This window comes from Candidatus Nitrosotalea okcheonensis, assembly GCF_900177045.1.
In the GTDB taxonomy this organism is placed as follows: domain Archaea; phylum Thermoproteota; class Nitrososphaeria; order Nitrososphaerales; family Nitrosopumilaceae; genus Nitrosotalea; species Nitrosotalea okcheonensis.
The window spans coordinates 1,824,072-1,848,676 of the sequence record NZ_LT841358.1; the positions used below are offsets into that span (position 1 = coordinate 1,824,072).

Consider the following 24,605-nt stretch of genomic DNA (forward strand, 5'->3'; position numbering starts at 1 on the left):
ATTTCATCGATAAACAAGGAGATGGCATAATGACCATAAAATCAGTAAAGCAGATTCACACATTTCCTGATGAAATCCAGTCCATGATGGAAACATTCAAGGACATGGTAAATTATTGCATACGAATAGGGATATCTGAAAACATATCAAACCTGAATAAATTCTCGTCATTGCACTACAAGGATTTGTCCCAATTCAATATACAGTCCTACTACAAACTTACTGCCATGTCTCAGGCAATGGGCAGGCTGGCACAGAGGAAAAAAGACATGAAAAAAGGAAGAATAGTAAAATCACCATACATCTCAAAACCATATCTGGTCTCATGCTATGGTTTTAAAATAACAGGCATGTTGCTTTCATTTCCAATGTACCATGGTGACAAGTTCTTGGTAAGACTGGACAGCCACACCATGTCACAATTGGAAAATGCAGAACCAAGGTCATTTGTGATAACACCTGATTCAGTATCAATCTCAGTAAGAAAACAAGTAGAGCAAATCATTCCAGAAAACGTGATTGGGATAGACAGGAACCTCAGAAACATCACAATATCAACTCCAAATCAAACTGTGATGTACAAGACTAGCAAGTTATTATCAATAAAGGAAAACATGTCTCATGTGATATCATCTTTTAAAAGATTTGACGTAAGAAAAAAGAAACATTTCCAGAAAAGATTGGGCAACAGGCGTGCAAGACGTATACAGCAACACCTGCACAAGATATCAAAGGATATCATATCAAGGGCGGTACAATCAAAGTCAATGATAGTATTAGAAGATATCAAGTGCATCAGAAAATTATACAGAAAGGGAAACGGTCAGGGAACAAAATATAGAAGAAGATTAAACTCATGGTCGTTCTATGAACTGCAAAGACAGATACAATACAAGGCAGAATGGGAAGGAATTCCTGTTGGTTTCATAGATCCTAAACGCACAAGCCAACTCTGTCCAATATGCGGAGAAAGACTCCAAGAGGACAGGTTTCACAGACGAAAATTGTTGTGCAATAATTGTAAGAGATCAATAGACAGGGATGTAGTTGCATCCATGAACATATCTTACAAGGGGTGGAGTAGGTTTTGCCATCCTAGAGGGCTTTTAGTTGAAGCGGTGAACGGGAATCTGGAAAACTTTCGGCCAGTAATCCTGCAAGTAGATGGAAGCAAGTTGGTTGAGACTCGAAAATGATCAAGATCTCGATAATCCGACAGAACCTTTTGGATGCAAATTGCTACATTTTGAACATGTTGTAATGTTTATTCTCGCTCACGTTTTTTCATTCTGATTCATGGTATTTTATAAAGTAAATCAGACAAACTTTTAGCAACTAAAATACAGACACTTTTGCACATGTTATGATAAAACCAGATTTTCCTCTACGATAATAAAGTAGTACCATGACTATTTTTTTATGGATCTACTAGTAGCATACGAATCTGATCCTGCAGGTTTTAACATGGCTACATTTCTTTCAAAACAAATGAACAAAAACGATGATGGGGTTTTTCATGGAAGTAATTTTGATCTTGTAATAATACCGACTCCGGCAATATCTGCCGATTGGCTTGAAGAAAAATATCCTTATGATGGTTATGTATTTTTATCAAAACACGCTGCTGAAAGTGGAGATCTTGCACTGACTTGTCACAGTACGGGAAACTTTGGCGATGCCATGTTTGGCGGATTTGCAAGACAAGTTGCAATACCTCATCCTTATAGACAAAAGTCATACATGAAACGATTATGGGAACAACGAGATCTCTTTTCAAAATTTGACATAACAATAGAGGCTACTCATCATGGACCTACTGCCTTGAACAAGCCAACACTGTTCATTGAAATAGGTACAACTGAAAGAGAATGGGCAGATACTGTGCTATGTGAAAATGTGGCAAAAGTTGTCTTAAAAGAAATGTCAGAATCTCCAAGCAAACATGATGTGGCCATCTGTTTTGGTGGCACTCATTATCCAAGAAAATTCAACAAGGAACTTCTCGAGGGTGATTTTGCATTAGGTACTGTTGTTCCAAAACATGGTCTTGACAATATGGATTCAGATCTTTTTGATCACATTGTAGAACGAAATAATGAAGCTAAATTTGCACTGGTGGATTGGAGCGGACTTGGAAAGAGTAAACAAAAAATAGTTGAGATGATAAGTACAAGTAATCTAGAGATGGTAAAAATTTGAAACTTGAACACAGAGTATATGAAAAACTTTTGAAAGTTCCAAAAGGAAAGGTTACTACATACTCTGAACTTGCAAAGGCAGTTGGTATAAAAAACGGGCAAAGATCTATAGGGCAAATGATGAAAAAAAATCCCTTTCCTGTTATTGTTCCATGTCATAGGGTGATTCTGTCCACTGGTAAAATCGGAGGCTATGCATGGGGTGAGAAAGTAAAAACTAACATGCTTTCTAAAGAAGGAATAACAATCAAGAAAGGGAAAATTCTTGACAAGGACAGAATCTTTAGATTCTAAATTTATTTCTTGGAATGAACTTCTTCTATCAAGCTACGAAGATGTGCCAAGTTTCTTACTTGATTTCCACCAACTTGTTTGTACAATTTCCAATAACTTTCGTTTGGTATTTCTTTTCTTGATTTTGATACTTTTAGTTGATGTCTCATTGCTCTTATTCTCTTGACATACACTTCCTTCTTTCCTACTCTTGATCCTTTTCTTCCCTTTTTGGAACCTTGTTTAGTTCCACGTTTGCGTTTCTGGGATTTCTTGAAATGTGCTCTTCCTTTTGAAGTTCCTATGATTGGCTTTACCTGAATTGTTCCAGCGGTTATCAAGCTTCTAATGTTGTCACGAGTAATTGCATCTGTTATGTCATCCAAGTATTCTGGATCAAATCTTACTCTACCTACTCCTACTCCAAGAATTCTGGAGACTAGCTGTCTTTTAGACTTAAGATTTACTACCACTAGCTGACACCCTTGCATTGAATACTTTGAAGTTTTTTTCCATTGCTTTTGTAATCATCTCTGATCTCTTCTTTTTCCCTACTCCGTGACCAAATCTGATGCCATCTTTCTTAGGATCGAGCTTTTCCAAGTCTTTTAAATTGTAAACTAAATTATCCGTAAATCCTGATGGGTGTAATCCTCTTGCAATCTTTGGCCCTCCATATCCGACTCGTACTAGAGCTGGCCATCCCTTTTTCTGTTTTCTTTGATGGTTGTCCATGCCTTTTGGCTTTCTCCATGATTCTGCAAGTTTTGAATATCTCCAGCTTTCCTGTCTAACAAAATCTGGCCTGTGCTCTGCTACCTTTTTTCTAAGTTCAAGAGCTTCTTTATTGATTGGCATGTATACGACTCTGACCAAATTTTACAATAAATACGTTTCTTGCTTGGGCTCACGTGATCCGAAGAGATAATAAGGATTTTCATAGGGAATCGTCTTACTAGATGATAGAGGATTTGGAACCTACAATCACTCGTCACGTTGTATTACAATTGGAACAAATGGGAATAAAACCTGCCAAGATACAGAGGAATCTACAGGTCAAAAATCTCATTGATCTAATAGAAGAAAGAAACGAGGGTATTTTGACTGCCAGCGGCGCATTGGCTGTGAAAACCGGAAAATATACTGGAAGATCACCTGATGACCGTTTTATAGTAGATGATGAACAAACTCACAATACCGTTGACTGGGGCAAAATTAATCACCCGTTTCCAGAAGACAAGTTTGATAAAATATTTGAAAAGATGAGAAAATACGTTGTAGATAAAGAAATCTTCATCTTTGATGGATTTGTAGGTGCAGACCCCGAACATCGATTACCCATCAGAATTATAACTGATCATCCATGGCAAAGCCTCTTTGTAAGACAACTCTTCATTAGACCTACTGCCTCGGAACTAGAGTCTCACAAACCAGAGTATACTGTTATCGCACTAAATGATTTCAAAGCAATACCAGAAGCAGATGGGACAAAAACTGATACATTCATTCTTCTTAATTATACAAAGAAAATTGTCTTGATTGGAGCAACGTCATATGCCGGAGAAATAAAAAAGGCAATGTTTTCTGTAATGAATTACATTTTACCATCACGAGGTGTCTTTCCAATGCACTGTTCTGCTAATATAGGAAAGAACGGGGACACTTCTCTGTTCTTTGGTCTCTCGGGTACTGGAAAAACTACACTATCTGCTGACTCTAATAGGAAATTGATAGGCGATGATGAACACGGATGGTCTGATAGAGGCATCTTTAATTTTGAAGGAGGATGTTATGCAAAGTGTATCAATCTAAACAAAGATGCAGAACCACAAATCTGGGATGCGATAAGGTCTGGTGCAGTTCTAGAAAATGTTGTAATTGACAAGAAAACCATGATGCCAGATTTCAATGATGGGAGTCTAACTGAAAATACTAGAGCTGCATATCCTCTTGATTACATTCCAGGTGCAGTGATACCAAGTCTTGGCGGGAATCCACAGATCATAATATTTCTAACAGCTGACGCATTTGGTGTATTGCCGCCCATCTCCAGACTCACAAAAGAAGGGGCTATGTATCATTTCATGTCTGGATATACAAGTAAGCTTGCAGGTACTGAAAGAGGAATAACCGAACCCAAGGCAACATTTTCTGAATGTTTTGGTGCACCCTTCATGTCACGACACGCATCAGTTTATGCAAAATTGCTGGGAGAAAAAATAGTCAAACACAAGGCAGTGGTATATTTGATAAACACAGGTTGGTCAGGCGGACCATATGGAATTGGAAAAAGGATGAATATTCATCATACGAGAAGTATGGTCACAGCTGCACTCTCAGGAGAATTGGATAAGGTGCAATATAGACACGATGAGGTATTTAATGTGGATGTCCCAATTACATGTCCTGATGTTCCTTCTGAGGTTTTGAATCCAAGAAATACTTGGTCTGACAAAGACGCATATGATTTGTCTGCCAAAAAACTAGCCCAAATGTTTGTTGATAATTTCAAAAAATTTGGAAATGTAGCTCAGGAAATAAAAAATGCTGGACCACACATCTGATTTTATCTACGTTTTACCAGTACCGCAATAACTGCGATTATTATGATGGAAAAAATAATGGCTGTCTGTTTAATTGGAATATGTAAAATATCTTCAATATCTGGATAGCCTTTTGTGACGTGATTTATCGTTAATATCTCATATGCATGATCCGTTTCATTTCCAACCTTGATATCAGCTTGAACCCAATATTCTCCTGTATTGTGAATGGTGATAGTCTTTGTATTTTGTGGAGTGATGCCAATTGTTTTCATATCCTGTGAGCCAGCTTTCATTAAAGAAATCTTTGCATATGACCATTTGCCAGGATAGTCTATAGTAAAATTAAGCTGCGCGTCATTCTGGTTTTCCTTTATTGTTCCCTTTGTAACGTGTACTATGACTGGAATACGGTACAAAGTTTTTGAATCATCAATTATTATAAATCCGTCATAATCACCCAGATTTCTTGCATTATCTGTAATTTGCACATTTAGTGTATTGTTACTTGCTGTGTAATTGAAAACAAGTCTTGGTTCATTCGATAAGAATTGTACTTTTAATTTTGGGATTACGGTGTTGTTAATTGAATGCAAATGTAATGTCCTAGTCTCATTGGAATTTTCATAAGAGAGATTAAAAACTAGGCTATGTGGTGAGATGATCAAACCGGCAGAAGTCGCTCTTGTAATGTTCAATCTTCCACTACCTGCAACATTGATTGGAAATGTTTCACCATACGCATCTGTAACGGGATCGGTTGTTGTAGTTATTATGGACGCTATGGATGATGGATCTAAACTTGGGTATTTTTGTAGTAGTATTGCTACTGCACCTGTAACATGTGGTGCTGCTATGCTTGTACCACTAGTTAAATTATATCCGCCGCCAATTGTCGTGGTGTTTACGTAAACTCCAGGTGCAACAAGATCTGGTTTTATGTAAAATGGGGAAACTGGTCCACGTGAGCTAAATGGCGCTACAAAGTCTGGGTGATAAAATATGTTCAACCTACCCACAGTGTTATTTTTCAACATCGCTTTTAATCCAATACCGTCTTCTCTTGATATTGAAATTACGGGAATCCTGGGATGATAGTCTTTGGTTGAATTGGGTCCTATGAGTTCACCAAAGAAAATTCCACTCTGATTGTTGTATATTATTAATCCCTTTGCACCACGGTCTGCTGCATTTTTCTCTTTTTCAGAAAAAAATACCTTTTCACCAGTTGTATTGCTACCCCGTTGTTCCAGTAGTATGGAATTTTTGACATTGATTCCCTGAAGATCTTTGACTCTTCCATATCCACCATAAATTATTTTACCCTCAATTGGGTTTTCTGAAACATTCGTACCAAGCATCGGAGCAGCACTGTATTGCTTGTTTCCAATTTCTAAAGTGGATGCAAGACTTGATGTTATATTGTTGTACGAAGCTCCCACCGTTATCACATTGAAATCTCTGCCTGGGCTACCAATGCTTTTTTCATCTGGTCCATTGTTTCCCGCTGCTACAACTACTACAATTCCTTTTTTTACTGCGTTATCAACTGCACTTTCTAATTCATCATTAGTTCTATTTACTCCAAGGCTGATGTTAATTACATTCATCTTATCTTTTATAGCACGAGAGATAGCCTGTATGATGTATTCTGATGAGACTGCCTCTCCAGTAGATGAAACCTTGTATGAAAATAACTGAGACTTTGGAGCAATGCCGGAAAAATTTCCATTGGCACCAATTATGCCTGCAATCTCTGTACCGTGACCATTTACATCCATTGGCTTTTCATTCATGTTGACATAATCATATCCGCCTGTGATTCGCCCTGATGGTCCGTAACCGTGCAAGTCTGGATGATCAAAATCTATTCCAGTGTCTATTATTCCAATTTTAATTCCCTGACCACTCAAGCCATGCTGTCGCGGAACTTGAGTACCGACTAGTTGTATGCTTCTTGAAAGTATATTCTGTTTTTCTTCATTGGAGTATGAAATAAAACACATGCTACATAAAATTAAAACAAGAGAAAAAATTAGTAATTTCTCTATCACGGTTTATCTGCATTGAGACTAGATAAAATGCATTTGCAACCAAAGCCATAAATTGCAAGAAAGACGTGTAACTTTTATGGCAAAATATGAACTTCCAAAAGTACCATACACGTATGATTCCTTGGAACCACACATTGATGCTAAAACAATGGAAATTCACCACACAAAGCATCATCAAGCATATACTGATGGCTTGAATAATGCATTGGCAAATCTGAGTCCAGAACTACAAAATATGGAACTGACCAAGTTACTTTCAAACTTGAATCAAGTCCCAGAAAATGTTCGAGGTGCAGTGAATTTCCATGGAGGCGGTTATGAAAACCATGCCTTGTTTTGGAATAGTATGAAATCAGGTGGCGGCGGAAAACCCGGAGGTAGCTTGGAGGAAGCTATTAATTCGGTGTTTGGAAACTTTGACAGCTTCAAAGAAAAATTCATCAAGGATACCATTGCTATACAGGGAAGTGGCTGGGGTTGGTTAGCTTACAATCCTCAGACAAAGAAAGTTGAGTTTACTACCATGCCAAATCAGACAAGCCCACGTACCAAAAATCTTATTCCATTGATGGGATTGGATGTTTGGGAGCACGCATATTATCTGAAATACCAAAATCGACGTGCAGACTATGTCAATGCATGGTGGAACGTAATAAACTGGGACGAAATAGATTCACGACTTTCAAAGATAAAAGCATAATTCCTTTCTTCTTTTTGTTTTATTTGATATTTTCAGAATGAATTTATAGTCAACAAGTGAATTTTTTGCAGATGAGTGAAGAACAGGCTCAGTCTTTGTTGCAACAGATGCAGGCTCTTGAATCATATCTGAATGATTTGGTACAACGTGAGGAAACAGTAATGAGACTTTTACAGGAGGCAACAAATGCGGTCGAATCAATGAAGGGGATGGTCGGTAATGTTGATTGTGAAACACTCGTACCAATTGGTTTGGGAGTTTATGTTAAAGCAAAAATAAATCCTGAACAAAAAATGATTGTAAATATAGGTGCTGGAGCTTCTGTGGAACAAGATAAAAATTTAGCAATAAACTATATGGAATCTAGAATTAAGGAACTAGAGATGGTGTTGCAACAATTAGCGTCACAGCGACATGAAGTCTCTATGAAGCTTGAACAGGGACAACATGAAATGAACAGACTTATACAATCTAATCATAGTTCAACGCAGTAAGGCAGTATAACATGTTTGAAAAATTAAGAAATGCATTTTCTATAGCCGCAAAAAGTTTTGGAGAAAAAGAGCTAAAGGAAAAAGACATTGACGAAGTTTTATTTGAACTTGAAATTGCGCTTTTAGAATCTGATGTTGCAACAGAAGTTATTGACGCACTAAAAGGTGATTTGAAAAAACAACTGATTGGTTCTACAGTTAGCAAGGACACAGTAGATGAAGTTGTAAAACAGGAATTAAGAAAAAGTATATCAAATATGTTTGATAACGCCGGCAAGGTAGATATTCTCTCTAATATTCAAACAAAGAAGGAAAAAGGCGAATCTTACATCATATCATTTATGGGAATAAATGGTACGGGAAAAACTACAACAATAGCAAAAATTGCAAATTTTCTACGTGAAAACAAATATTCGGTTGTAATTGCAGCAGCTGATACCTATAGAGCAGGTGCAATAGAACAAATAAGTGAACATGGGAAACGGCTCAACATCAAAGTTATTGCTCAAAACTATGGCTCTGATCCAGCTGCAGTTGCACGAGATGCAGTTCTTTATGCTAAATCGCACAAAATAGACTGTATACTTATTGATACAGCTGGTAGAATGCAAACTAGCAAAAATTTAATGGATCAAATATCTAAAATTAACAAGGTAGTAAATCCTGATCTTAAACTATTTGTTGGAGATGCATTAGCTGGAAATGATACTGTGAGCCAAGCAAGAGAGTTTTATAATTATACTACATTTGATGGGGCAATACTTACAAAAAGTGATGCAGATGCACGTGGTGGGGCTGCAATATCAATAGTAAAAGTAACATCTAGTCCAATTCTTTACTTAGGTGTTGGACAAGAATACAAGGATCTGAAACCTTTTGATAAAGATGTGTTTTTAGAAACACTCTTTGGTCCAGAGGAGGTTGTTGAGGGTGTTAAGAAAAAAGTACCAGAACCTAAGGTTGAACTAAAACCAGAACCTAAGGTTGAACTAAAACCAGAACCTAAGGTTGAACTAAAACCATTTTCTGAACAAGAAATGTCAGAAGATCCGTTTACTGGAATATCCACAAATGATATAGAAACATATTCTGCTCTATTTGATGTACCGCCTCCAGAAAATGATAACCAGGCAAGAAAACTTGCATCTGATATTCAAAAATGGATTTCTACAGGACGACCAAAAACTAAACAGACAGATGAACCAAAATCAGAACCTGAATCTGAATTAGAAACTGAAAAAGAAACAATTGAAGAGTCAAAAGATGAGAAGCCTATAAAGAAACGTTCGTTGTTTGGATGGATGAAGAAATGAAAGTAAAAACAAAAGATCTACTCACATTAAACGAGTTGAATAAAAATGAATTACTTGGAATAATAAATGATGCCATAAAACTAAAACAAGATCTAAAAAAGGGAATTTCTAAACCGCTTCTAAAAAATAAAACACTTGCCATGATTTTTCAAAAGCCTTCAACTCGTACACGAGTAAGCTTTGAAACTGGAATGTTTCAATTGGGCGGACATGCTCTCAGTTTGTCTGCTGATGATTTACAGCTAAAAAGAGGTGAAACAATAGAAGATACGGCCAAGACTCTATCAAGATATGTTGATGTAATTATGGCTAGGGTGTATTCTCATGATGAATTAGAAATGTTGGCAAAAAACTCAACCATTCCTGTAATAAATGGGCTCTCAGATTCTTTTCATCCCTGTCAAATATTGGCAGATCTTATGACGATCAAAGAGAAAAAGAAAAAGCTTGATGGATTAAAAATTGCATGGATAGGAGATGGAAATAATGTGTGCAATTCTATGATTTATGGGTGCGCAAAAGCATCAGTAGACATTAACATTGCAACTCCTAAAGGATACGAGCCAAATCGCGAGGTAATAAAAGAATCAAAAAAATTCATCAATATTCAATTACTTAGCGATCCAGTATTGGCAGTAAAAAATGCCGATGTTGTGGTAACTGACACATTTGTTTCAATTCATCACCAGGCAACGGATAGGACAAAGGATTTTCTACCTCGTTTTCAAGTAAACTCTAATTTGATGAAAAAAGCAAATCATGATGCAATTTTCTTGCATTGTCTTCCTGCAAAACGAGGTCAAGAGGTTACAGGTGAAGTAATAGATGGCACACAATCTGTAGTATGGGATGAAGCAGAAAATAGACTTCATGCGCAAAAGGCATTGATGGCTTCTTTGCTCAGAGTCTAACGTTTATAAGAGCTTCACCAAAATTTTTTGTAAATAGGTTTAGCAGATGGCATATTCACAAATATTACGTAGATCTCGGGACGAGAAGACCAACTATAAGAAAAGAAGGCATCTTCTTATGGGTAGACGAGACTTTATCACAGTTCAGATATCTAACGAAAATACACTTGTACAAATTCATAAACCTGAAATGGCAGGTGATAAGGTTCTTTCATCAGCTCATTCCAGATCGCTTCTAAATAAAGGTTGGAAGGGATCTAGAAAGAGTATACCTGCAGCATATCTGACTGGTTACTTGGCAGGTAAGAAAGCACTTGCGAGCGGAACCAAGAACGCTGTACTTTATACTGGTACTAGAAAATATACTCAAAGAATTGCGGCAGCATTGAAAGGAATAATAGATGCAGGTCTAGAAGTACCGGCAGACGCAGAAACTTTTCCATCTGATGAAAGGATTAGTGGTAAGCATCTTAAAGTTGCAAATGAAATCGATAAAGTAAAATCTGCAATAGATAGTGAGGTTAAATCCAAATGAGTAGAACAGAACAGAGAACAAGACCGCCAAGAAGAGAGCCAGAACAAGTGTGGACTCCAAGAACAAAATTGGGAACACTAGTGGCAACTGAGAAAATTACATCCATGAAAGAAATTTATGAAAATGGTTATAGAATTCAAGAGGCTGGAATTATTAAAAAATTATTGCCGGGAATTAAAACTGAAGTAATAGATGTTGGAATTGTTCAAAAACAAACAACCAATGGTGAGTATACTAGATTCAAGGCACTTGTTGCAGCAGGCGATGAAAATGGCTGGTTAGGAATAGGACAAGGAAAATCAAAGCAAATGAGAATCGCAATTGAAAAAGCAACAAATCAAGCTTATCTTAATGTAAGTCCAGTAAAACTTGGTTGTGGAAGTTGGGAATGCAGATGTGAACAACCTCATTCAGTTCCATTTAAAATTAGAGGAAGGGGTGGAAGTGTGACAGTGGAAGTTATACCAGGTCCAAGAGGCCTTGGTCTTGTAGCAGGTGGAAATATTAGAAATCTTCTAAAATTAGCCGGTTTAAAGGACGCATGGACAAAAAGTACGGGGTCAACAAACACCATGACCTCTACATCACGAGCTGTTTTGGATTGTTTGAGACAAACATTTAGTCAGGGTTGAATGAAGATATGGGTAAAGCTTTCTTAATAGTTAGAATGAAGGGAACCGTAAATGTTCCTTATTGGGCTACTACAACAATGGATCTCCTAAACTTGGACAAAAGATTCAGAGCTACAATAATTCCCGAGAAAGATAATACAAAAGGAATGCTTGACAAGATTAAACATTATGTATCGTGGCAGGAAATTGATGTGTCCACCACAAAAGAATTGTTGGAGAAGAAGGCACGCAAAGGTGGATATCAAAAAATTACCGAGGCAGATATGGCTCAATTAGGATTCAAAAATACCGACGAACTTGCAAAATCACTTGCTGAAGGTTCTGTTACATTATCTAAACTAAAGCCACTCAAGCCATGGTTTGCTTTATCGCCTCCCAAACATGGTTTCAAACGAAACACCAAGAAGATGTATGGAGAGGGAGGAATTCTTGGTAGTCATAAAGAACTCTTAGCACAAGTGAGGTTAATGATGTAAAATGCCAACAAGAACTAGAAAAACAAGAAAATATAGAGGAAGTAGACACTGTGGCTGGGGACAAATAGGTCAACACAGAGCAAGTGGCCATAAGGGTGGACTTGGTCAATCTGGTTTACACAAACATCATTTCATAAGAATGCTAATGACTGATCCCAAACATTTCGGTCATGATTCTACTCACCCACCACATCCAAATCTTGTCCGTAAATGGGTCAGCGTAAGAGATTTGGATGATATCTTCGCAAAATCTGGAAAACAGGAAGGTGGAAAGAAATTGATAGACCTTACTGAACTAGGCTACGACAAGCTGTTAGGAGGAGGACAGACTGAAAATGCTTATGTTGTTAAGGTGGAAAAATTCTCTGCTTCCGCCGAAGAAAAGGTAAAACAATCTGGTGGCGAGGTGCAAGCAGTAGCGTGACAGCAGAAGAAGGTACATCCTCTGCCGGTTTTTTAAAAACTATCATCTCAAAAGCTGAAGTCTATATTCCTCAAGTACCAAAGCCAAAAAAGAAAATTTCACTTCAAGTTCGTTTGATGTGGTGTGGAATTGCATTATTCATTTACATGATAATGGGTCAAACTCCTCTATACGGGGCATCTACACCATCTTTTGATTTTCTTGCATTTGCTAGAGTAATTTTTGCCTCACAGCAGGGTACATTGATAGAACTTGGAATAGGACCTATTGTTACTGCTGGACTCTTGATGCAGCTTCTAAAAGGTTCTGAGATATTTCATCTTGATTTTAAAAAGCCAGAGGACAGAGAACTGTATCAAACAGCAACTAAGATTGTTACTTACATAGTAATCATAGCCGAGTCTTCCTTGTATGGGATGGCAGTTTATGGACCAAGAATGCCAAATCATGAAGCTATATTCATTTTGATAGGGCAACTAATAGGCGCATCCGTGATAATTATGCTATTAGATGAATTGGTGCAAAAAGGGTGGGGACTTGGAAGTGGAATTAGTTTGTTCATTGCAGCAGGTGTGGCTCAACAGGTGGTTTGGAGCTTGTTCAGTCCTATACCTGCAGGAGATGGAGGTCCAGTAGGTGTATTTGCAAATATTATACATGGCGCACTGAATCATGACTTTTCTAATCTCTTTTTCAGGTCTAATCAGCTACCTGGCATATTTGGTCTACTGATAACAGCTGGAGTCTTACTGATTCTTGTATATACACAAGGAATTAAGATCGAAATACCGATAGTATCTACCAAATATCGAGGATTTTCTGCAGTATATCCAATCAAGTTGATGTATGTTTCCAACATTCCAGTGATTTTGGCTTCTGCACTTACTGCTAATGCTGTATTTGTAGGGCAAATCATGTGGGCTAACTTTAACCCGCGAAATGCAAATCCATTTATGAATTTCTTGGGAATGTTTGATCCTACTTCTCCATCCACTCCTACTGGAGGTATACTTTACTATGTTACAGCACCGCGTGGCCTTGACATTATTGCATTAGATCCAACTAGAGCTGTTTTGTATATTTTGTTCATGGTGGGAATAGTTGTCTTATTTGGTAGATTATGGATTGAGCTTGGAGGTCTTTCTGCAAAGAGTGCAGCTAAAAACTTGCTTGATGCAGAGGTGCAGATTCCAGGTTTCAGGCGTTCAAACCAACCTGTTGAAAACCTGCTCCAAAAATACATCCCATCTGTCACTATAATTGGTTCTATCATCTTGGGATTATTAGCTGGTACTTCTGATGTACTAGGAACATTTGGATCAGGGACAGGAATGTTGTTAACAGTTGATATCTTGATTAACTATTACAATTTACTTGTTCGAGAAAAAGTCGAAGAAGTAATGCCTACCCTAGGTGCATTGCTTGGCAGAAAGTAAGCACATCATAATTGTGGGAATTCCAGGTGTTGGAAAAACCACAGTTGTATCACGAGTAGTAGAATTGTTAAAAGAAAAAAGCATCAGAGTAAGTGTATCCATTTTTGGAACAGTAATGTTTGATGAGGCAAAAAAGAAAGGAATACAAAATCGAGATGATCTTCGAAAACTTTCTGTCAAGGAACAAAAAGAATTACAATCAATGGCTGCACGAACTATATCTTCTATTGATGACGATGTAATAATTGTAGATACACATGCATTCATTTCAACAAAAGAGGGCTTTTACCCTGGACTTCCACATAATGTTCTAGAAATTCTCAATCCTGACAGTTTTATTATGATAACTGCTCGACCTGAAGAGATCTATAATCGTAGAATGACTGATACGACTAGAACTAGAGACATTGTATCAATTGATGAAATAAAAAAAGAACTTGATGTCACAAGTGCGATGTTGTCTACTTGTTCAATATTGTGCGGTTCTCCAATTAAGATGGTTCTTAACACAGAAGGTAAAGTTGATGAAGCAGCAAGAGGTATTCTTAATGCAATGGGGTATGACAATGGAACCTAACATATTTCTTGATTTCATAAATTCAATAGTACTTCAAATCCCTGGCCTGAGCAAGGGACCGTTGGGTAGTGCTAACCCGATAATAAAAGGAATGATTCCATCTGCCTTTGGCATAATGAGCATATCTATAGGTCTCAACCTACTTAATGCAATAATAAAACGAAAAATGGTTGATCAAGAAAAACTGAAAAGATTGCTCAAGGAAACAAAGGCCTGGCAAAAGGAAAGAATGGCAGCATTCAAGGCAAAAGATCAAGCAAAAACAGATGAGCTCAACAAAAAATCTGCATACATGAACAAGATGAACATGGAAGTAATGCAGATGAACATGAGACCAATGATGTTTACATTTCTTCCACTAATTCTTGTATTTTACTTTGTACTTCCTCCACTATTCTCCTACACTGTTGCCATATCACCAATATCACTAAACTTCATACCTGGAGGATTTTTTGAATTAACTTGTACTGCAGCCAAAGTTGCAGAATCTCAACTTCCAGGACATCTAGATGTATGTCATCATGTAAACGAATTGTATTTCTGGGCGTGGTACTTCCTTTCCTCTGCTTCCTTTAGCGGTATCATAATGAGAGTTACAAAAACTACAATGGATACAAGCTAAATTGCTTCGCTCAGTAATAATTTCTGGTCCACCGGCCATTGGAAAGACTACAATAGCAAAAGGACTTGGAGATGAATTTGATTTGAAATATCTAAGCGGGGGTGATGTGTTAAAAGAAATGGCACACGATCAAGGCTTTGAGACTGACCGGGATGATTTCTGGGATACGGCAGAAGGGATGCATTTTTTGAATATAAGAAAAGGAAATCCTGAATTTGATAAGGAGGTAGATGAAAAACTGAAAAAAATATTTCTAACAGAGGATGTGATCATAACAAGCTATACATTGCCTTGGTTAGTCAAAGACGGCATTAAAATTTGGCTTGCCGGTTCACATGAAAATAGTGCAAAAAGAATGACAACACGGGATGACATATCTATACAAGATGCACTTGAAATAGTCAGAAAAAGATATGATGAAAACAAGACACTGTACCACAAGCTTTACGGTTTTAATTTTGGCGAGGATCTATCTGTGTTTAACACTATCATTAACACAGATAATCTCGGACCAGAACAAGTACTAACACAAGCAAAAAATGCGGTGAAAAATTACTATGACGCTCAAACAATTACAAAATCTTAGAGTGGTAGACCAAGACATCACAAATGATGCCTATGGTACATATTATGACAAAAGATCAATCGAACAACTTTTAGAATATGGTTTTATTTTGCTTGACAAGCCAAATGGCCCGACAAGCCATGAAACTGTGTCCTGGGTAAAAAAAATATTACATATTCCAAAGGCAGGTCATAGCGGTACCCTTGATCCTCAAGTTTCTGGACTTTTACCAATAGGGCTGGGAGAAGCTACTAAAGCTCTCATAGTTCTATTACTTGGACCAAAAGAATATCATGCTCTTGGAAGACTGCATACGCTTCCACCACAAGAAAAACTGAATGATGTACTTAAACAACTCACAGGTAAGATATTCCAAAAGCCTCCACAAAGGTCTGCGGTATCTAGGCAAACTAGGATTAGACATGTGTATGAAATCGAAATAATAGAACAAAAGGAACGACTCCTGCTTCTCCGAATTTTATGTGAAGCGGGAACATATGTCAGAAAAATTTTCTACGACATGGGAGAAATTCTTAGTGAAGGAGCAACTATGATTGAGCTCAGAAGGACTAGGGTAGGGCACTTTAATGAATATTCTAATCTGGTAAAAATGCATGACCTTGTTGATGCATATGCGCTGTGGAAAGAAAATGGCGACGATACTAAACTACGAAGAATAATGATGCCAATAGAAATTACTCTAAGTGAGATAAAATCTGTCGTAATACGAGACTCTGCAGTTGATGCCCTATGTCATGGAGCTCAGCTTGCGATACCTGGCATTCTTGAAATATCCCCTGGACTAAAGCGTGGAGATTTTGTTGCGATATATACACAAAAAGGCGAAATCGTGGCTCTTGCAGAAGCAACCTTGAGTGAGGATGAAATTGTTGAAAACACGAAAGGCTTTGCCTTTAAGATCAAGAGAATCATCATGGCTCCAAACACATATCCCAAAAGTTGGAGATCAAAGGCTGTAGTTAACAATTAAAAAGGAATCAAACCTGAATTTTTCAAGTTGATTCCAAAAGGCGCAGCCATATTTTTTATAGTAGGGTTAGTAGCTGCTGGATTGTTAGGATCCTATCTCTTGCAAGTTGCAAATCAAATTCCTACACTTGTCTATGAAAATGGACCGTCTCTTACTATTATTCCAGAAAAAATAAACTATCGTCCAGGTGAATTAATCCATATACGAATAATAAATTCTGGAACAGTACCACTCACATTTGAAGATTCATCATACGGCTTGAAAATTGTACAACTTGATGGTACTGTAATATATTCTCCAATATCTACTCATGTAGTCTCCAAGTTGGATCCAAAAGAAGAAAAAAACTTTGTGTGGAATCAGATAAAGAGTGATGGAAGCAAGATATACCAGGGAAGGTATAAAATAATTTCAAATGCATCTTTAGATAATGGAAATGTACTACAACGATCTGTTACCATAAATATACTGACATAGTTTGGTCTACCCATAAACTCTGTTAATAATTACTTTATGTGGAATGTGTCCTTTGACAATATGTTGGATCTCCACATCTGATTTATTTTCTTGCCTACTTTTATTATCTATCGTGTTGATGTTGAATTCTCTTTACTTGATATGAAACACAATATTGATTTTCCATTCTCAAGCCTGCAATTTTACATTGTTTTAATGCTCTAAAGGTGATGCGATACTAATCTGATCTTTGGTGCATGTAATAGTGCGTGACTGTATCAATGATCTGGGCGTACTAGCACTTTTCATAGGTTCTGCAATGGTGGTCATATTTCCAACAAAGAAGTTTGTAAAATGATTGTCTCTTACAGTAATATATGGTAGATTTTACAACGAAAATGAATTGGCGAAATGATGCCGGGGTCGCCTAGCCTGGTAGGGCGCGCGCCTGGAAATTAGTATACCATAAAGCGCGTACTCGCAAGGGTTCGAGAGTTCAAATCTCTCTCCCGGCGCCTTAATTTAGTTTAAAGTCCACCTTCTTCATTATATCGTACCATGAGACAAGAGCGTAGAAAACCAAAACTTGCATCAATCTATGATTATGATGATAGGATAGAGTGAACCTACAAGCTCATGGAAAAAGATCTCTCTCGGCAAATAATTGATAATCACCTAAATTTCTTTCAGAAATTCTTCTCTTGTTATATTACAATCTTTTAAAATAACCCAGAGTAATCATATGCTAATCTCCTTTAGTGGAACAGTAATGTATGTGATGTCGTTTGTTATGGTTACATGGCTTCCTTTCTCTACCTTATTGTCCTAAAACCAAACTTATTGCATAAAATCTTGACAAGCTCTTTTCCATCTATGGGAGAAAGTTTTTTCAAACCGTAATAGCTTCTGTAGCTTTTTCTCTTAATACTGATAAATGAAGCCTGACAGCTTTCAGATAGTTCTTTTTGGCATCTTGCAAGTTTTTACCCGTACTGTAAACACCCAGTGCAGAACATGCAATAGAGTACGTTCCATCATCTTCTTTGATTATTTTAGCTTTAACATCCTTTACTTTCACAGACATGTATAGTCAAATACTGTTTTTAATTATTTGTGCCCAAGGCTCAACTAATTGGGCAATTCCCCCAGTAAGTCTTGCAGAGCAAACCTTTAGTGGGTTTTGAACTAAAATTACAATGCACATCAAAGGTATGGATAAAATATTTTTAAAAAAATAAGTGGTAAATCAAAGTTGATTTGCAGTTCTTTTTGAAATCTTACCCAAATCTATGGTTGTGATTATTACCGTTGCAACTATTATGATAAATACGATCTCTGGGTAGACCTTTGCATGAGGAACTGCAAAGGTTAACGCAAATGTGGCAAGGACTGCTGCTGCTAAACCTCTTGGTATCATTGTTCTCACTACTTTTTTATCAAATTCAGAAAACTTTGAAGTAAGACAAACTTTTGTGATTCCCCTCCTTGATATGTAAATTACTATTGCCATAACAATTCCCACTACGAGATATCTTAACTCTCCAAATTCTGCAATTAACCCAACAAATACAAAAAAGAACGATCTTACAAGAAATGTCACTTCATCATGGAATGTATCATCCATGGAAATTTCAGGCATTTTAAACTTGAGATATCTTGATAGTGTTTTCCTATTGCCAAGTACCAAGCCAAAGACCAGAGCAGTAAGCGCACCTGACTCTCCTAATGATTTAGCAAAGAAAAAGAGTACAAACAAGATTGCAAGTGTAAGCATGTATGCATGTTTGACATTTGAAATCTTGGAGAAAACATAAAGCCATGGAATTCCAATTCCAAGTCCGAGCCCAAAGCCTACTGCTAACTCTCTTCCAAAATCTAATCCCAGTATTCCATAGCTAAATTGTCCAGATGTAATCACATTGAACAATAAGAAAGCACCAATTGTGGCCATGACATCGGTCAGAGCAGATTCCAAAATTAGAATTGACTTTGTTTCTTCAGATATTGGTAATCTCTTTGCTATCGCAAAGACCACTATGGGACTAATTCCGCCAAGGATTGAACCAAGAAGTATTGCGTTGATCCATTCCCAGCCCAAGACAAATACAGCAAGAGCGGATACTATGGCTATTGTAGCTGTAAAGCTTAGTATTGCAAGCAAAAGAGAATAATGTGCTGTTCTAATCACTGTCTTTATGTCAAGGCTCAAGCCTCCATCAAACATAATTATGATAAGAGCCAGTGATGCAAAATATGGTATAATCTTGAAAGCTGCAGAGGCATCAATTACACCAAAGATTGGTCCCAAAACAAAGCCTACTACTATAAGAAAAAGTATCTCTGGAATGCCGGTCTTCCTAAAGAAGGCTTCTCCTGCCACACCCACAAAAACTATGACTGCAATTGCCAAAAGGATAACTTGTGGGGATGTAAGATTAGTGTTTTGAAATATCATCAGAGCTAGGTTGTGATTGAGTTTGGAAATCTCTGTTTTTATAATATTAGAATGTAGGACATTGTTTATTGGTCCTGAAACATCTGCTGTTCCTACCAGTGATTTTGCATATTCTATCAAATTTTGAAAGGCCATATTTTTTCACATTGAAAATTTTGTAGTGTAAATTATTTTTCAAGGATTATTCGAACAAGAATAATTTTTCTCTGTCATACAAAAAACTAGTACAATTTTCATTTTATTTTTTTGTTTTCATCATTGTTAAGTCTTTTCCAATAAAAATAATAATCATGAAAAAATTTTTGCGAACGAAATAAATATGATAAACGATATCATGAAATATGGTTTTACAGCAATTTGATGATTCCTGGGGCAGATTTAGTTCTCCGTTATTCAAAACATATACACTAACGAATTTTCGCGATATTCTACAAATAAAAAAATTATCACAGGAAAAACAATTCGAGATTGAGGTTGTAGGAAACGTCCTACCTTTTAAAACCAATAATTATGTAGTAGAACAACTCATAGACTGGAAAAATGTGCCAAATGACCCAATCTTTGCTCTAAATTTTCCACAAAGAGACATGCTAAAACCAAAACACTATCGCAAGATGGAAAATGCCTTAAAAAAAGGTCTAGAGAAAAAAGAGATTCAAAGAATTGCTAACGAAATACGATTACAATTAAATCCCCATCCTGCAGGTCAGATGGAACATAACGTTCCACAATTAAGAGACGGAACCAAACTTTATGGAATGCAACACAAGTACAAAGAAACTGTTCTTTTTTTTCCAAGCCAAGGACAAACATGCCACGCCTACTGTAGTTTTTGTTTCAGATGGCCACAATTTGTTGGCATGGAAGATCTCAAATTTGCCATGCGTGAGACGAGCTCTTTAATACAATACTTGAAAGAACATCCAGAAATCACAGATATTCTCTTTACTGGAGGAGATCCCATGATCATGAAAGCAAAATTGCTTTCACGGTACATTGATTCCATACTTGATGCAGATCTGCCAAATCTACAGACTATTCGCATAGGCTCAAAAGCACTAGCTTATTGGCCTTACAAATTCACATCAGATGACGATTCACAGGAAACACTTGATTTGTTCAACAGGGTGACTAGAAGAGGAATACATCTTTCGTTCATGGCTCACTTTAATCATCCGGTAGAACTTTCTACAGATGCTGTCAAGGCTGCAATTCGTGCTGTTCGTGGAACAGGTGCACAGATTAGGACTCAATCCCCAGTTCTAAAGCATATCAACGATGATCCTAATCTTTGGGCAGAAATGTGGAAAAAACAAGTATCTTTAGGATTGATTCCATACTACATGTTTGTCGTAAGGGATACCGGAGCACAACATTACTTTGGTGTTCCACTAATACGAGCACAGGAAATATTTCGAGATGCATATCAACAAGTAGGTGGATTGTGCAGGACAGTTAGAGGGCCAAGCATGTCTTCCACCCCCGGCAAGATCCAAGTTTTAGGGGTTACCAATGTAGGCAAACTCAAAGCTATTGTTATGAGATTTCTACAGGGAAGAGATCCAAAATGGGTTCAGATACCATTTCTTGCAAAGTATGATAAAAAAGCAATTTGGATTGATGATCTAAAACCATTCTCTGATAAGAAATTCTTTTTCGAAGATGGGTTGGAGAAGATATTATCTAAAGATATGAAAAGTTCTGGGAGCGATGACAGCACAGTCCATGGCGGACCTCCATAACAATTTTCAATAAAGAACATGTCAGAAATTAACATAATTGAGAAAATACAAGAACAACAAGTTGATTTTGTAGATTTTTGGTTTGTGGATATTTTTGGAGAACTTCACAGTGTAGGAATACCATCTTATTCACTTACTGAGGATCATTTCAAAAACGGTCTTGAAAAACTAGATGCAAGTTCTATTCGCGGATTCAAATCAGTCAATAGATCAGACATGATACTTCTTCCTGATGTGACAACTTTTAGAATATTGCCGCCCGATTATGATGACAATAAAAGAAAAAACGCCCGAGTCTTTGTTGAACTTTGCGAGATTTCGGATTCCGCTCATCAACGATATAATCGAGATTCCAGAGTAATAGCTACAAAAGCAACAAATGAATTAAAAAATTTTGGATTAACAAAGGCAGTATGGGGACCTGAACTTGAGTTTTTCATATTTGATAAAATTAATTTATTCCCATCATCCATCGGTGCTATCCAATCATATGGTGGTTCTGGATATTCAATAGAATCCAGTGAAGCCCCATGGACTAGAAATGCAGGTAGAATAGATCTAAAAGGTGGATATTATCCTGCACAACCAAAGGATACGCTTGAATCTATAAGAAAAGATATCTGCGATGATTTGTACAAGTATTTTCAGATAAAGGTAGAAGCACAGCATCACGAAGTTGCTACTTCTGGTCAATGCGAGATAAATCTTTTACATGGTGAGACAATTATTGCAGCAGATAATGTTGTTACTGCAAAAAATCTGGTAAAGGTAAAATCCAAGAAAAATGGAAAGGTTGCGACATTTATGCCAAAACCGATCTATGGTGACAACGCATCAGCAATGCATATGCATCAAAGTATCTGGAATAAAGAAAATAATATGATGTATGATCCAAATGATAAAGTAGCTGAGATTAGTCAATTGGGCCGATATTATATCGGAGGTTTACTTGATCACGCAGATGCACTATGTGCGATATCAAATCCTACGACTAATTCATACAAAAGACTAGTACCTGATTTTGAAGCACCGGTAAATGTATGCTGGGGAATAGGGAACAGATCATCTGCAGTCAGAATACCAATTTATTCAAGAGGAAACGAAAAAAATAAAAGAGTAGAATATCGGGTTCCAGATCCTACTGCAAACATATATCTTCTTGAAGCTGCCTTGCTCTTGGCAGGTCTTGACGGAATAAAAAATAAAAAAGATCCAGGTGATCCTGTTGAGGAAAATGTCTATAGGCTTACCTCAGAACAAAAAAGAAATTACAAAATAAGATCACTTCCAAGTACACTAAAGGATGCCTTGGAATCCCTAAAAAGTGACCAAAAGTTCCTGGAGCATGTATTCACCAAGGATTTTCTTGACACTTACATATCGATGAAATATTTAGAGCATGATGCCTTTGCACAAACTCCAACTCCATGGGAAATTGCAATGTATAGCGATGTGTAACTAGGCATTTGAAACAAACCCCTCAAGGGAATCTAAATCACTAACATCTGAATTTGAACCTAAAACTTAAATCAAAAAATCTTTACTGTATTTTGTTCTTGAATATGATTAGTAGATGGAATGATAAAATGGGGCCATGTGATCTGACATCCAATAAAATTTGATTGACTCTTTCTTGCATAGCTGACAATTCATTCTTAATTCTCTATAGTTGATAGGATTATTTTTGTAAGATTATCTGCCTTGAGGAATCAGTGATCGAATGTATGACATCCTTGATGTCATCTATTGAATCTGATAGCATTTTTACAATTAATCCTGCTTGGTTGGGAAGGGTAGACCAACTTACATATAGTTTACCCTTTCTCACTATTCTATCAAATTCTAATTCTATCTTTCTTGATCTCTCTGGCGAGGTAATCAAATAGACTATGGAATAGATTGTTTTATTTCCAAAGATGAATTCTGTGCCGCTAAAATTAGCAGTAGGTTCTAGATTCATAAAATCCGAAAAAAGAATTCTATCATTATTATCATAAACATTTATTCGTAACCCACATACTTGAAACTGAAATTTTTCATCTGAAGCTATTCTCCCAGCTGAAATTATTTCACTGTAGATCAGAGTTGAACCTTCTTCAACTTTTAATCTAGTCTCCTGATAGAATCTTGATGATCTAAAAGGTATTATTTGATTTGGTATAAACTCCAAGTAAGAATTATTTTCAATGTGGATATCTACAAGTTGTTTAGAAAGTTTTCCTGTGCATTTGTATATTTTAGTCGCAGCTTGATTTGTTATATGGGATACAGTATTTTTTCCTGCTATAATTCTAGTCTCTAAAGTATCTCCTTCCAAAATCCCTCCGGATGATGACATCAAGTATATGTATGCCATTTGTGGAAATTGTGTGTCAGGATAAATGGCTCGTTGAACTAACATTGGTGCCTTTGTTCTAAGATCTCGTATTATGGTCCTTGAATGCTCATTTGTATCAAGGAAGATTCCTATAAATCCATATGTGCTAGGTGTAGGATATTTTTTGTGAACAGGAAAGAGTCTTGAGACCGAATATTTTATTTCAGTCACTCTTTTTTTTCTTTTTCTCAAATAATAAATCATTGATTATGCGGTCTGCTATAAGGTCTACTCCTTGACCCGTGCTGCAATTTACAAATTGATATGGTTTATTGGGTCTTATTCGCTCTGCGTCAGATTGCATGACAGCAAGGTTTGCTCCTACATATGGTGCCAAGTCTATCTTGTTTATTACTAGAAGATCACAACTTTCTATTCCTAATCCTCCCTTCCTTGGATACTTGTCTCCACCTGAGACATCTATGATATAAATAAAATAATCTGCTAAAGCTGGACTGAAAGTAGTCATGATATTATCCCCGCCACTTTCTATTATTATCAAGTCAAGAGACGAATCTTTCTCTTGGATTTCATTGACAACTGCTAAATTCATTGATGGATCCTCTCGGATTGCAGTATGAGGACAACCTCCTGTTGCTAATCCTATTATGAGTTCCTCAGGCATCAGATTGGTTTCAGTTGAAAGTGTTCTTCTCATCCTTTCTGCATCTTCCTTTGAAATAACATCATTGGAAATTATGCAACAACGATAACCTCTACCATATAAAATTGGGACTAGCTTTTCTATGAGGCGAGTCTTTCCAGAACCTACTGGACCTCCTATGCCAAGCTTAGGAATTGATTTTGTCTTCATATCAAATTAGCCAAAAA

Annotated in this window: 27 protein-coding genes and 1 tRNA gene; 21 read left to right on the plus strand and 7 right to left on the minus strand. The window is 36.9% G+C overall.

The genetic code is table 11. The features are described 5' to 3' along the window. Positions 1-29 precede the first annotated feature (29 nt). From BQ3481_RS10695 to BQ3481_RS10705, 3 genes are all read left to right on the plus strand, one after another. The gene (locus BQ3481_RS10695) at positions 30-1,196 is read left to right on the plus strand and encodes an RNA-guided endonuclease InsQ/TnpB family protein (protein ID WP_157928242.1); all 1,167 of its coding nucleotides are present in this window, start codon (positions 30-32) and stop codon (positions 1,194-1,196) included. 223 nt (positions 1,197-1,419) lie between these two features. Continuing rightward, entirely contained in the window at positions 1,420-2,199 is a 780-nt protein-coding gene (locus BQ3481_RS10700; RefSeq protein WP_157928243.1) for a D-aminoacyl-tRNA deacylase, read from the plus strand. Beyond that, complete coding sequence (locus BQ3481_RS10705) at positions 2,196-2,492, plus strand: MGMT family protein (protein WP_157928244.1); 297 nt, start codon at positions 2,196-2,198, stop codon at positions 2,490-2,492. The genes BQ3481_RS10700 and BQ3481_RS10705 overlap by 4 nt, the downstream gene beginning before the upstream one ends. A gap of 2 nt (positions 2,493-2,494) precedes the next feature. Here BQ3481_RS10705 and BQ3481_RS10710 read toward each other — a convergent pair whose 3' ends face one another. Further along, complete coding sequence (locus tag BQ3481_RS10710) at positions 2,495-2,944, minus strand: 50S ribosomal protein L19e (protein WP_157928245.1); 450 nt, start codon at positions 2,942-2,944, stop codon at positions 2,495-2,497. After that, a complete protein-coding gene (locus BQ3481_RS10715) occupies positions 2,928-3,329 on the minus strand; it encodes a 50S ribosomal protein L32e (RefSeq protein WP_157928246.1) in 402 nt (133 codons plus the stop codon). The genes BQ3481_RS10710 and BQ3481_RS10715 overlap by 17 nt, the downstream gene beginning before the upstream one ends. Before the next feature lie 101 nt (positions 3,330-3,430). On the opposite strand from BQ3481_RS10715, the gene pckA reads away from it, so the two are divergent. After that, the gene (gene pckA / locus BQ3481_RS10720) at positions 3,431-5,035 is read left to right on the plus strand and encodes a phosphoenolpyruvate carboxykinase (ATP) (RefSeq protein ID WP_157928247.1); all 1,605 of its coding nucleotides are present in this window, start codon (positions 3,431-3,433) and stop codon (positions 5,033-5,035) included. 2 nt (positions 5,036-5,037) lie between these two features. Here pckA and BQ3481_RS10725 read toward each other — a convergent pair whose 3' ends face one another. Further along, the gene (locus tag BQ3481_RS10725) at positions 5,038-7,020 is read right to left on the minus strand and encodes a S8 family serine peptidase (protein WP_157928248.1); all 1,983 of its coding nucleotides are present in this window, start codon (positions 7,018-7,020) and stop codon (positions 5,038-5,040) included. Positions 7,021-7,144: 124 nt separating this feature from the next. Between BQ3481_RS10725 and BQ3481_RS10730 the strand changes: the two genes are divergently transcribed. From BQ3481_RS10730 to BQ3481_RS10800, 15 genes are all read left to right on the plus strand, one after another. After that, entirely contained in the window at positions 7,145-7,768 is a 624-nt protein-coding gene (locus tag BQ3481_RS10730) for a superoxide dismutase (RefSeq protein WP_157928249.1), read from the plus strand. Positions 7,769-7,839: 71 nt separating this feature from the next. After that, the gene (pfdA, locus tag BQ3481_RS10735; RefSeq protein ID WP_157928250.1) at positions 7,840-8,262 is read left to right on the plus strand and encodes a prefoldin subunit alpha; all 423 of its coding nucleotides are present in this window, start codon (positions 7,840-7,842) and stop codon (positions 8,260-8,262) included. 11 nt (positions 8,263-8,273) lie between these two features. Beyond that, positions 8,274-9,575, plus strand: a complete 1,302-nt coding sequence (gene ftsY / locus BQ3481_RS10740; protein WP_157928251.1) for a signal recognition particle-docking protein FtsY — start codon at positions 8,274-8,276, stop codon at positions 9,573-9,575. Further along, a complete protein-coding gene (gene argF / locus BQ3481_RS10745; protein WP_157928252.1) occupies positions 9,572-10,486 on the plus strand; it encodes an ornithine carbamoyltransferase in 915 nt (304 codons plus the stop codon). Before ftsY ends, argF begins: the two co-directional genes overlap by 4 nt. 46 nt (positions 10,487-10,532) lie before the next feature. Beyond that, a complete protein-coding gene (locus tag BQ3481_RS10750) occupies positions 10,533-11,021 on the plus strand; it encodes a 50S ribosomal protein L18 (RefSeq protein WP_157928253.1) in 489 nt (162 codons plus the stop codon). Continuing rightward, complete coding sequence (locus tag BQ3481_RS10755; RefSeq protein WP_157928254.1) at positions 11,018-11,653, plus strand: 30S ribosomal protein S5; 636 nt, start codon at positions 11,018-11,020, stop codon at positions 11,651-11,653. The genes BQ3481_RS10750 and BQ3481_RS10755 overlap by 4 nt, the downstream gene beginning before the upstream one ends. Before the next feature lie 8 nt (positions 11,654-11,661). Continuing rightward, a complete protein-coding gene (locus tag BQ3481_RS10760) occupies positions 11,662-12,129 on the plus strand; it encodes a 50S ribosomal protein L30 (protein ID WP_157928255.1) in 468 nt (155 codons plus the stop codon). 1 nt (position 12,130) lies between these two features. Next, positions 12,131-12,553 carry an uL15 family ribosomal protein gene (locus BQ3481_RS10765; protein WP_157928256.1) on the plus strand — a complete coding sequence of 141 codons (423 nt, stop codon included), beginning with the start codon at positions 12,131-12,133 and terminating at the stop codon, positions 12,551-12,553. Then, on the plus strand, positions 12,550-13,989 hold the full coding sequence (secY, locus tag BQ3481_RS10770) for a preprotein translocase subunit SecY (RefSeq protein WP_157928257.1): 1,440 nt from the start codon (positions 12,550-12,552) through the stop codon (positions 13,987-13,989). The genes BQ3481_RS10765 and secY overlap by 4 nt, the downstream gene beginning before the upstream one ends. Then, positions 13,976-14,566, plus strand: a complete 591-nt coding sequence (locus tag BQ3481_RS10775; RefSeq protein WP_157928258.1) for an adenylate kinase — start codon at positions 13,976-13,978, stop codon at positions 14,564-14,566. Before secY ends, BQ3481_RS10775 begins: the two co-directional genes overlap by 14 nt. Further along, positions 14,538-15,188 (plus strand): DUF106 domain-containing protein, encoded by a 651-nt coding sequence (locus BQ3481_RS10780; protein WP_231911800.1) that lies wholly within the window; start codon positions 14,538-14,540, stop codon positions 15,186-15,188. The genes BQ3481_RS10775 and BQ3481_RS10780 overlap by 29 nt, the downstream gene beginning before the upstream one ends. A gap of 1 nt (position 15,189) precedes the next feature. Next, a complete protein-coding gene (locus BQ3481_RS10785; RefSeq protein ID WP_157928259.1) occupies positions 15,190-15,774 on the plus strand; it encodes a cytidylate kinase family protein in 585 nt (194 codons plus the stop codon). Beyond that, positions 15,746-16,744 (plus strand): RNA-guided pseudouridylation complex pseudouridine synthase subunit Cbf5, encoded by a 999-nt coding sequence (locus tag BQ3481_RS10790; protein ID WP_157928260.1) that lies wholly within the window; start codon positions 15,746-15,748, stop codon positions 16,742-16,744. Before BQ3481_RS10785 ends, BQ3481_RS10790 begins: the two co-directional genes overlap by 29 nt. A 27-nt stretch (positions 16,745-16,771) precedes the next feature. Further along, positions 16,772-17,221, plus strand: coding sequence for a hypothetical protein (locus BQ3481_RS10795; protein WP_157928261.1), 450 nt, complete (start codon positions 16,772-16,774; stop codon positions 17,219-17,221). A gap of 395 nt (positions 17,222-17,616) precedes the next feature. Then, positions 17,617-17,715, plus strand: a tRNA-Ser gene (locus tag BQ3481_RS10800). 374 nt (positions 17,716-18,089) lie between these two features. Here BQ3481_RS10800 and BQ3481_RS10805 read toward each other — a convergent pair. Further along, positions 18,090-18,278 carry a type II toxin-antitoxin system HicB family antitoxin gene (locus BQ3481_RS10805; protein WP_157928262.1) on the minus strand — a complete coding sequence of 63 codons (189 nt, stop codon included), beginning with the start codon at positions 18,276-18,278 and terminating at the stop codon, positions 18,090-18,092. Positions 18,279-18,446: 168 nt separating this feature from the next. Beyond that, positions 18,447-19,790, minus strand: coding sequence for a cation:proton antiporter (locus tag BQ3481_RS10810; protein ID WP_157928263.1), 1,344 nt, complete (start codon positions 19,788-19,790; stop codon positions 18,447-18,449). Positions 19,791-19,996: 206 nt separating this feature from the next. On the opposite strand from BQ3481_RS10810, the gene BQ3481_RS10815 reads away from it, so the two are divergent. Beyond that, entirely contained in the window at positions 19,997-21,397 is a 1,401-nt protein-coding gene (locus BQ3481_RS10815) for a KamA family radical SAM protein (RefSeq protein ID WP_157928264.1), read from the plus strand. Positions 21,398-21,415: 18 nt separating this feature from the next. Then, positions 21,416-22,855: a type I glutamate--ammonia ligase gene (gene glnA / locus BQ3481_RS10820; protein ID WP_157928265.1), complete on the plus strand. Its 1,440-nt coding sequence runs from the start codon at positions 21,416-21,418 to the stop codon at positions 22,853-22,855. Positions 22,856-23,075: 220 nt separating this feature from the next. Here glnA and BQ3481_RS10825 read toward each other — a convergent pair whose 3' ends face one another. Together BQ3481_RS10825 and ureG are read right to left on the minus strand one after the other, a co-directional pair. Further along, on the minus strand, positions 23,076-23,945 hold the full coding sequence (locus BQ3481_RS10825) for an urease accessory protein UreD (RefSeq protein WP_157928266.1): 870 nt from the start codon (positions 23,943-23,945) through the stop codon (positions 23,076-23,078). Beyond that, on the minus strand, positions 23,938-24,588 hold the full coding sequence (gene ureG, locus BQ3481_RS10830) for an urease accessory protein UreG (RefSeq protein ID WP_157928267.1): 651 nt from the start codon (positions 24,586-24,588) through the stop codon (positions 23,938-23,940). Before ureG ends, BQ3481_RS10825 begins: the two co-directional genes overlap by 8 nt. Between the last annotated feature and the right edge of the window lie 17 nt (positions 24,589-24,605).

Coding starts and splice junctions, on each gene's coding strand:
- BQ3481_RS10695 (WP_157928242.1), top strand. CDS start 30: ATGACCATAAAATCAGTAAAGCAGATTCACACATTTCCTGATGAAATC.
- BQ3481_RS10700 (WP_157928243.1), top strand. CDS start 1,420: ATGGATCTACTAGTAGCATACGAATCTGATCCTGCAGGTTTTAACATG.
- BQ3481_RS10715 (WP_157928246.1), bottom strand. CDS start 3,329: ATGCCAATCAATAAAGAAGCTCTTGAACTTAGAAAAAAGGTAGCAGAG.
- pckA (WP_157928247.1), top strand. CDS start 3,431: ATGATAGAGGATTTGGAACCTACAATCACTCGTCACGTTGTATTACAA.
- BQ3481_RS10725 (WP_157928248.1), bottom strand. CDS start 7,020: ATGTGTTTTATTTCATACTCCAATGAAGAAAAACAGAATATACTTTCA.
- BQ3481_RS10730 (WP_157928249.1), top strand. CDS start 7,145: ATGGCAAAATATGAACTTCCAAAAGTACCATACACGTATGATTCCTTG.
- pfdA (WP_157928250.1), top strand. CDS start 7,840: ATGAGTGAAGAACAGGCTCAGTCTTTGTTGCAACAGATGCAGGCTCTT.
- ftsY (WP_157928251.1), top strand. CDS start 8,274: ATGTTTGAAAAATTAAGAAATGCATTTTCTATAGCCGCAAAAAGTTTT.
- argF (WP_157928252.1), top strand. CDS start 9,572: ATGAAAGTAAAAACAAAAGATCTACTCACATTAAACGAGTTGAATAAA.
- BQ3481_RS10750 (WP_157928253.1), top strand. CDS start 10,533: ATGGCATATTCACAAATATTACGTAGATCTCGGGACGAGAAGACCAAC.
- BQ3481_RS10755 (WP_157928254.1), top strand. CDS start 11,018: ATGAGTAGAACAGAACAGAGAACAAGACCGCCAAGAAGAGAGCCAGAA.
- BQ3481_RS10760 (WP_157928255.1), top strand. CDS start 11,662: ATGGGTAAAGCTTTCTTAATAGTTAGAATGAAGGGAACCGTAAATGTT.
- BQ3481_RS10765 (WP_157928256.1), top strand. CDS start 12,131: ATGCCAACAAGAACTAGAAAAACAAGAAAATATAGAGGAAGTAGACAC.
- BQ3481_RS10780 (WP_231911800.1), top strand. CDS start 14,538: ATGCAATGGGGTATGACAATGGAACCTAACATATTTCTTGATTTCATA.
- BQ3481_RS10790 (WP_157928260.1), top strand. CDS start 15,746: ATGACGCTCAAACAATTACAAAATCTTAGAGTGGTAGACCAAGACATC.
- BQ3481_RS10810 (WP_157928263.1), bottom strand. CDS start 19,790: ATGGCCTTTCAAAATTTGATAGAATATGCAAAATCACTGGTAGGAACA.
- BQ3481_RS10815 (WP_157928264.1), top strand. CDS start 19,997: ATGGTTTTACAGCAATTTGATGATTCCTGGGGCAGATTTAGTTCTCCG.
- glnA (WP_157928265.1), top strand. CDS start 21,416: ATGTCAGAAATTAACATAATTGAGAAAATACAAGAACAACAAGTTGAT.
- ureG (WP_157928267.1), bottom strand. CDS start 24,588: ATGAAGACAAAATCAATTCCTAAGCTTGGCATAGGAGGTCCAGTAGGT.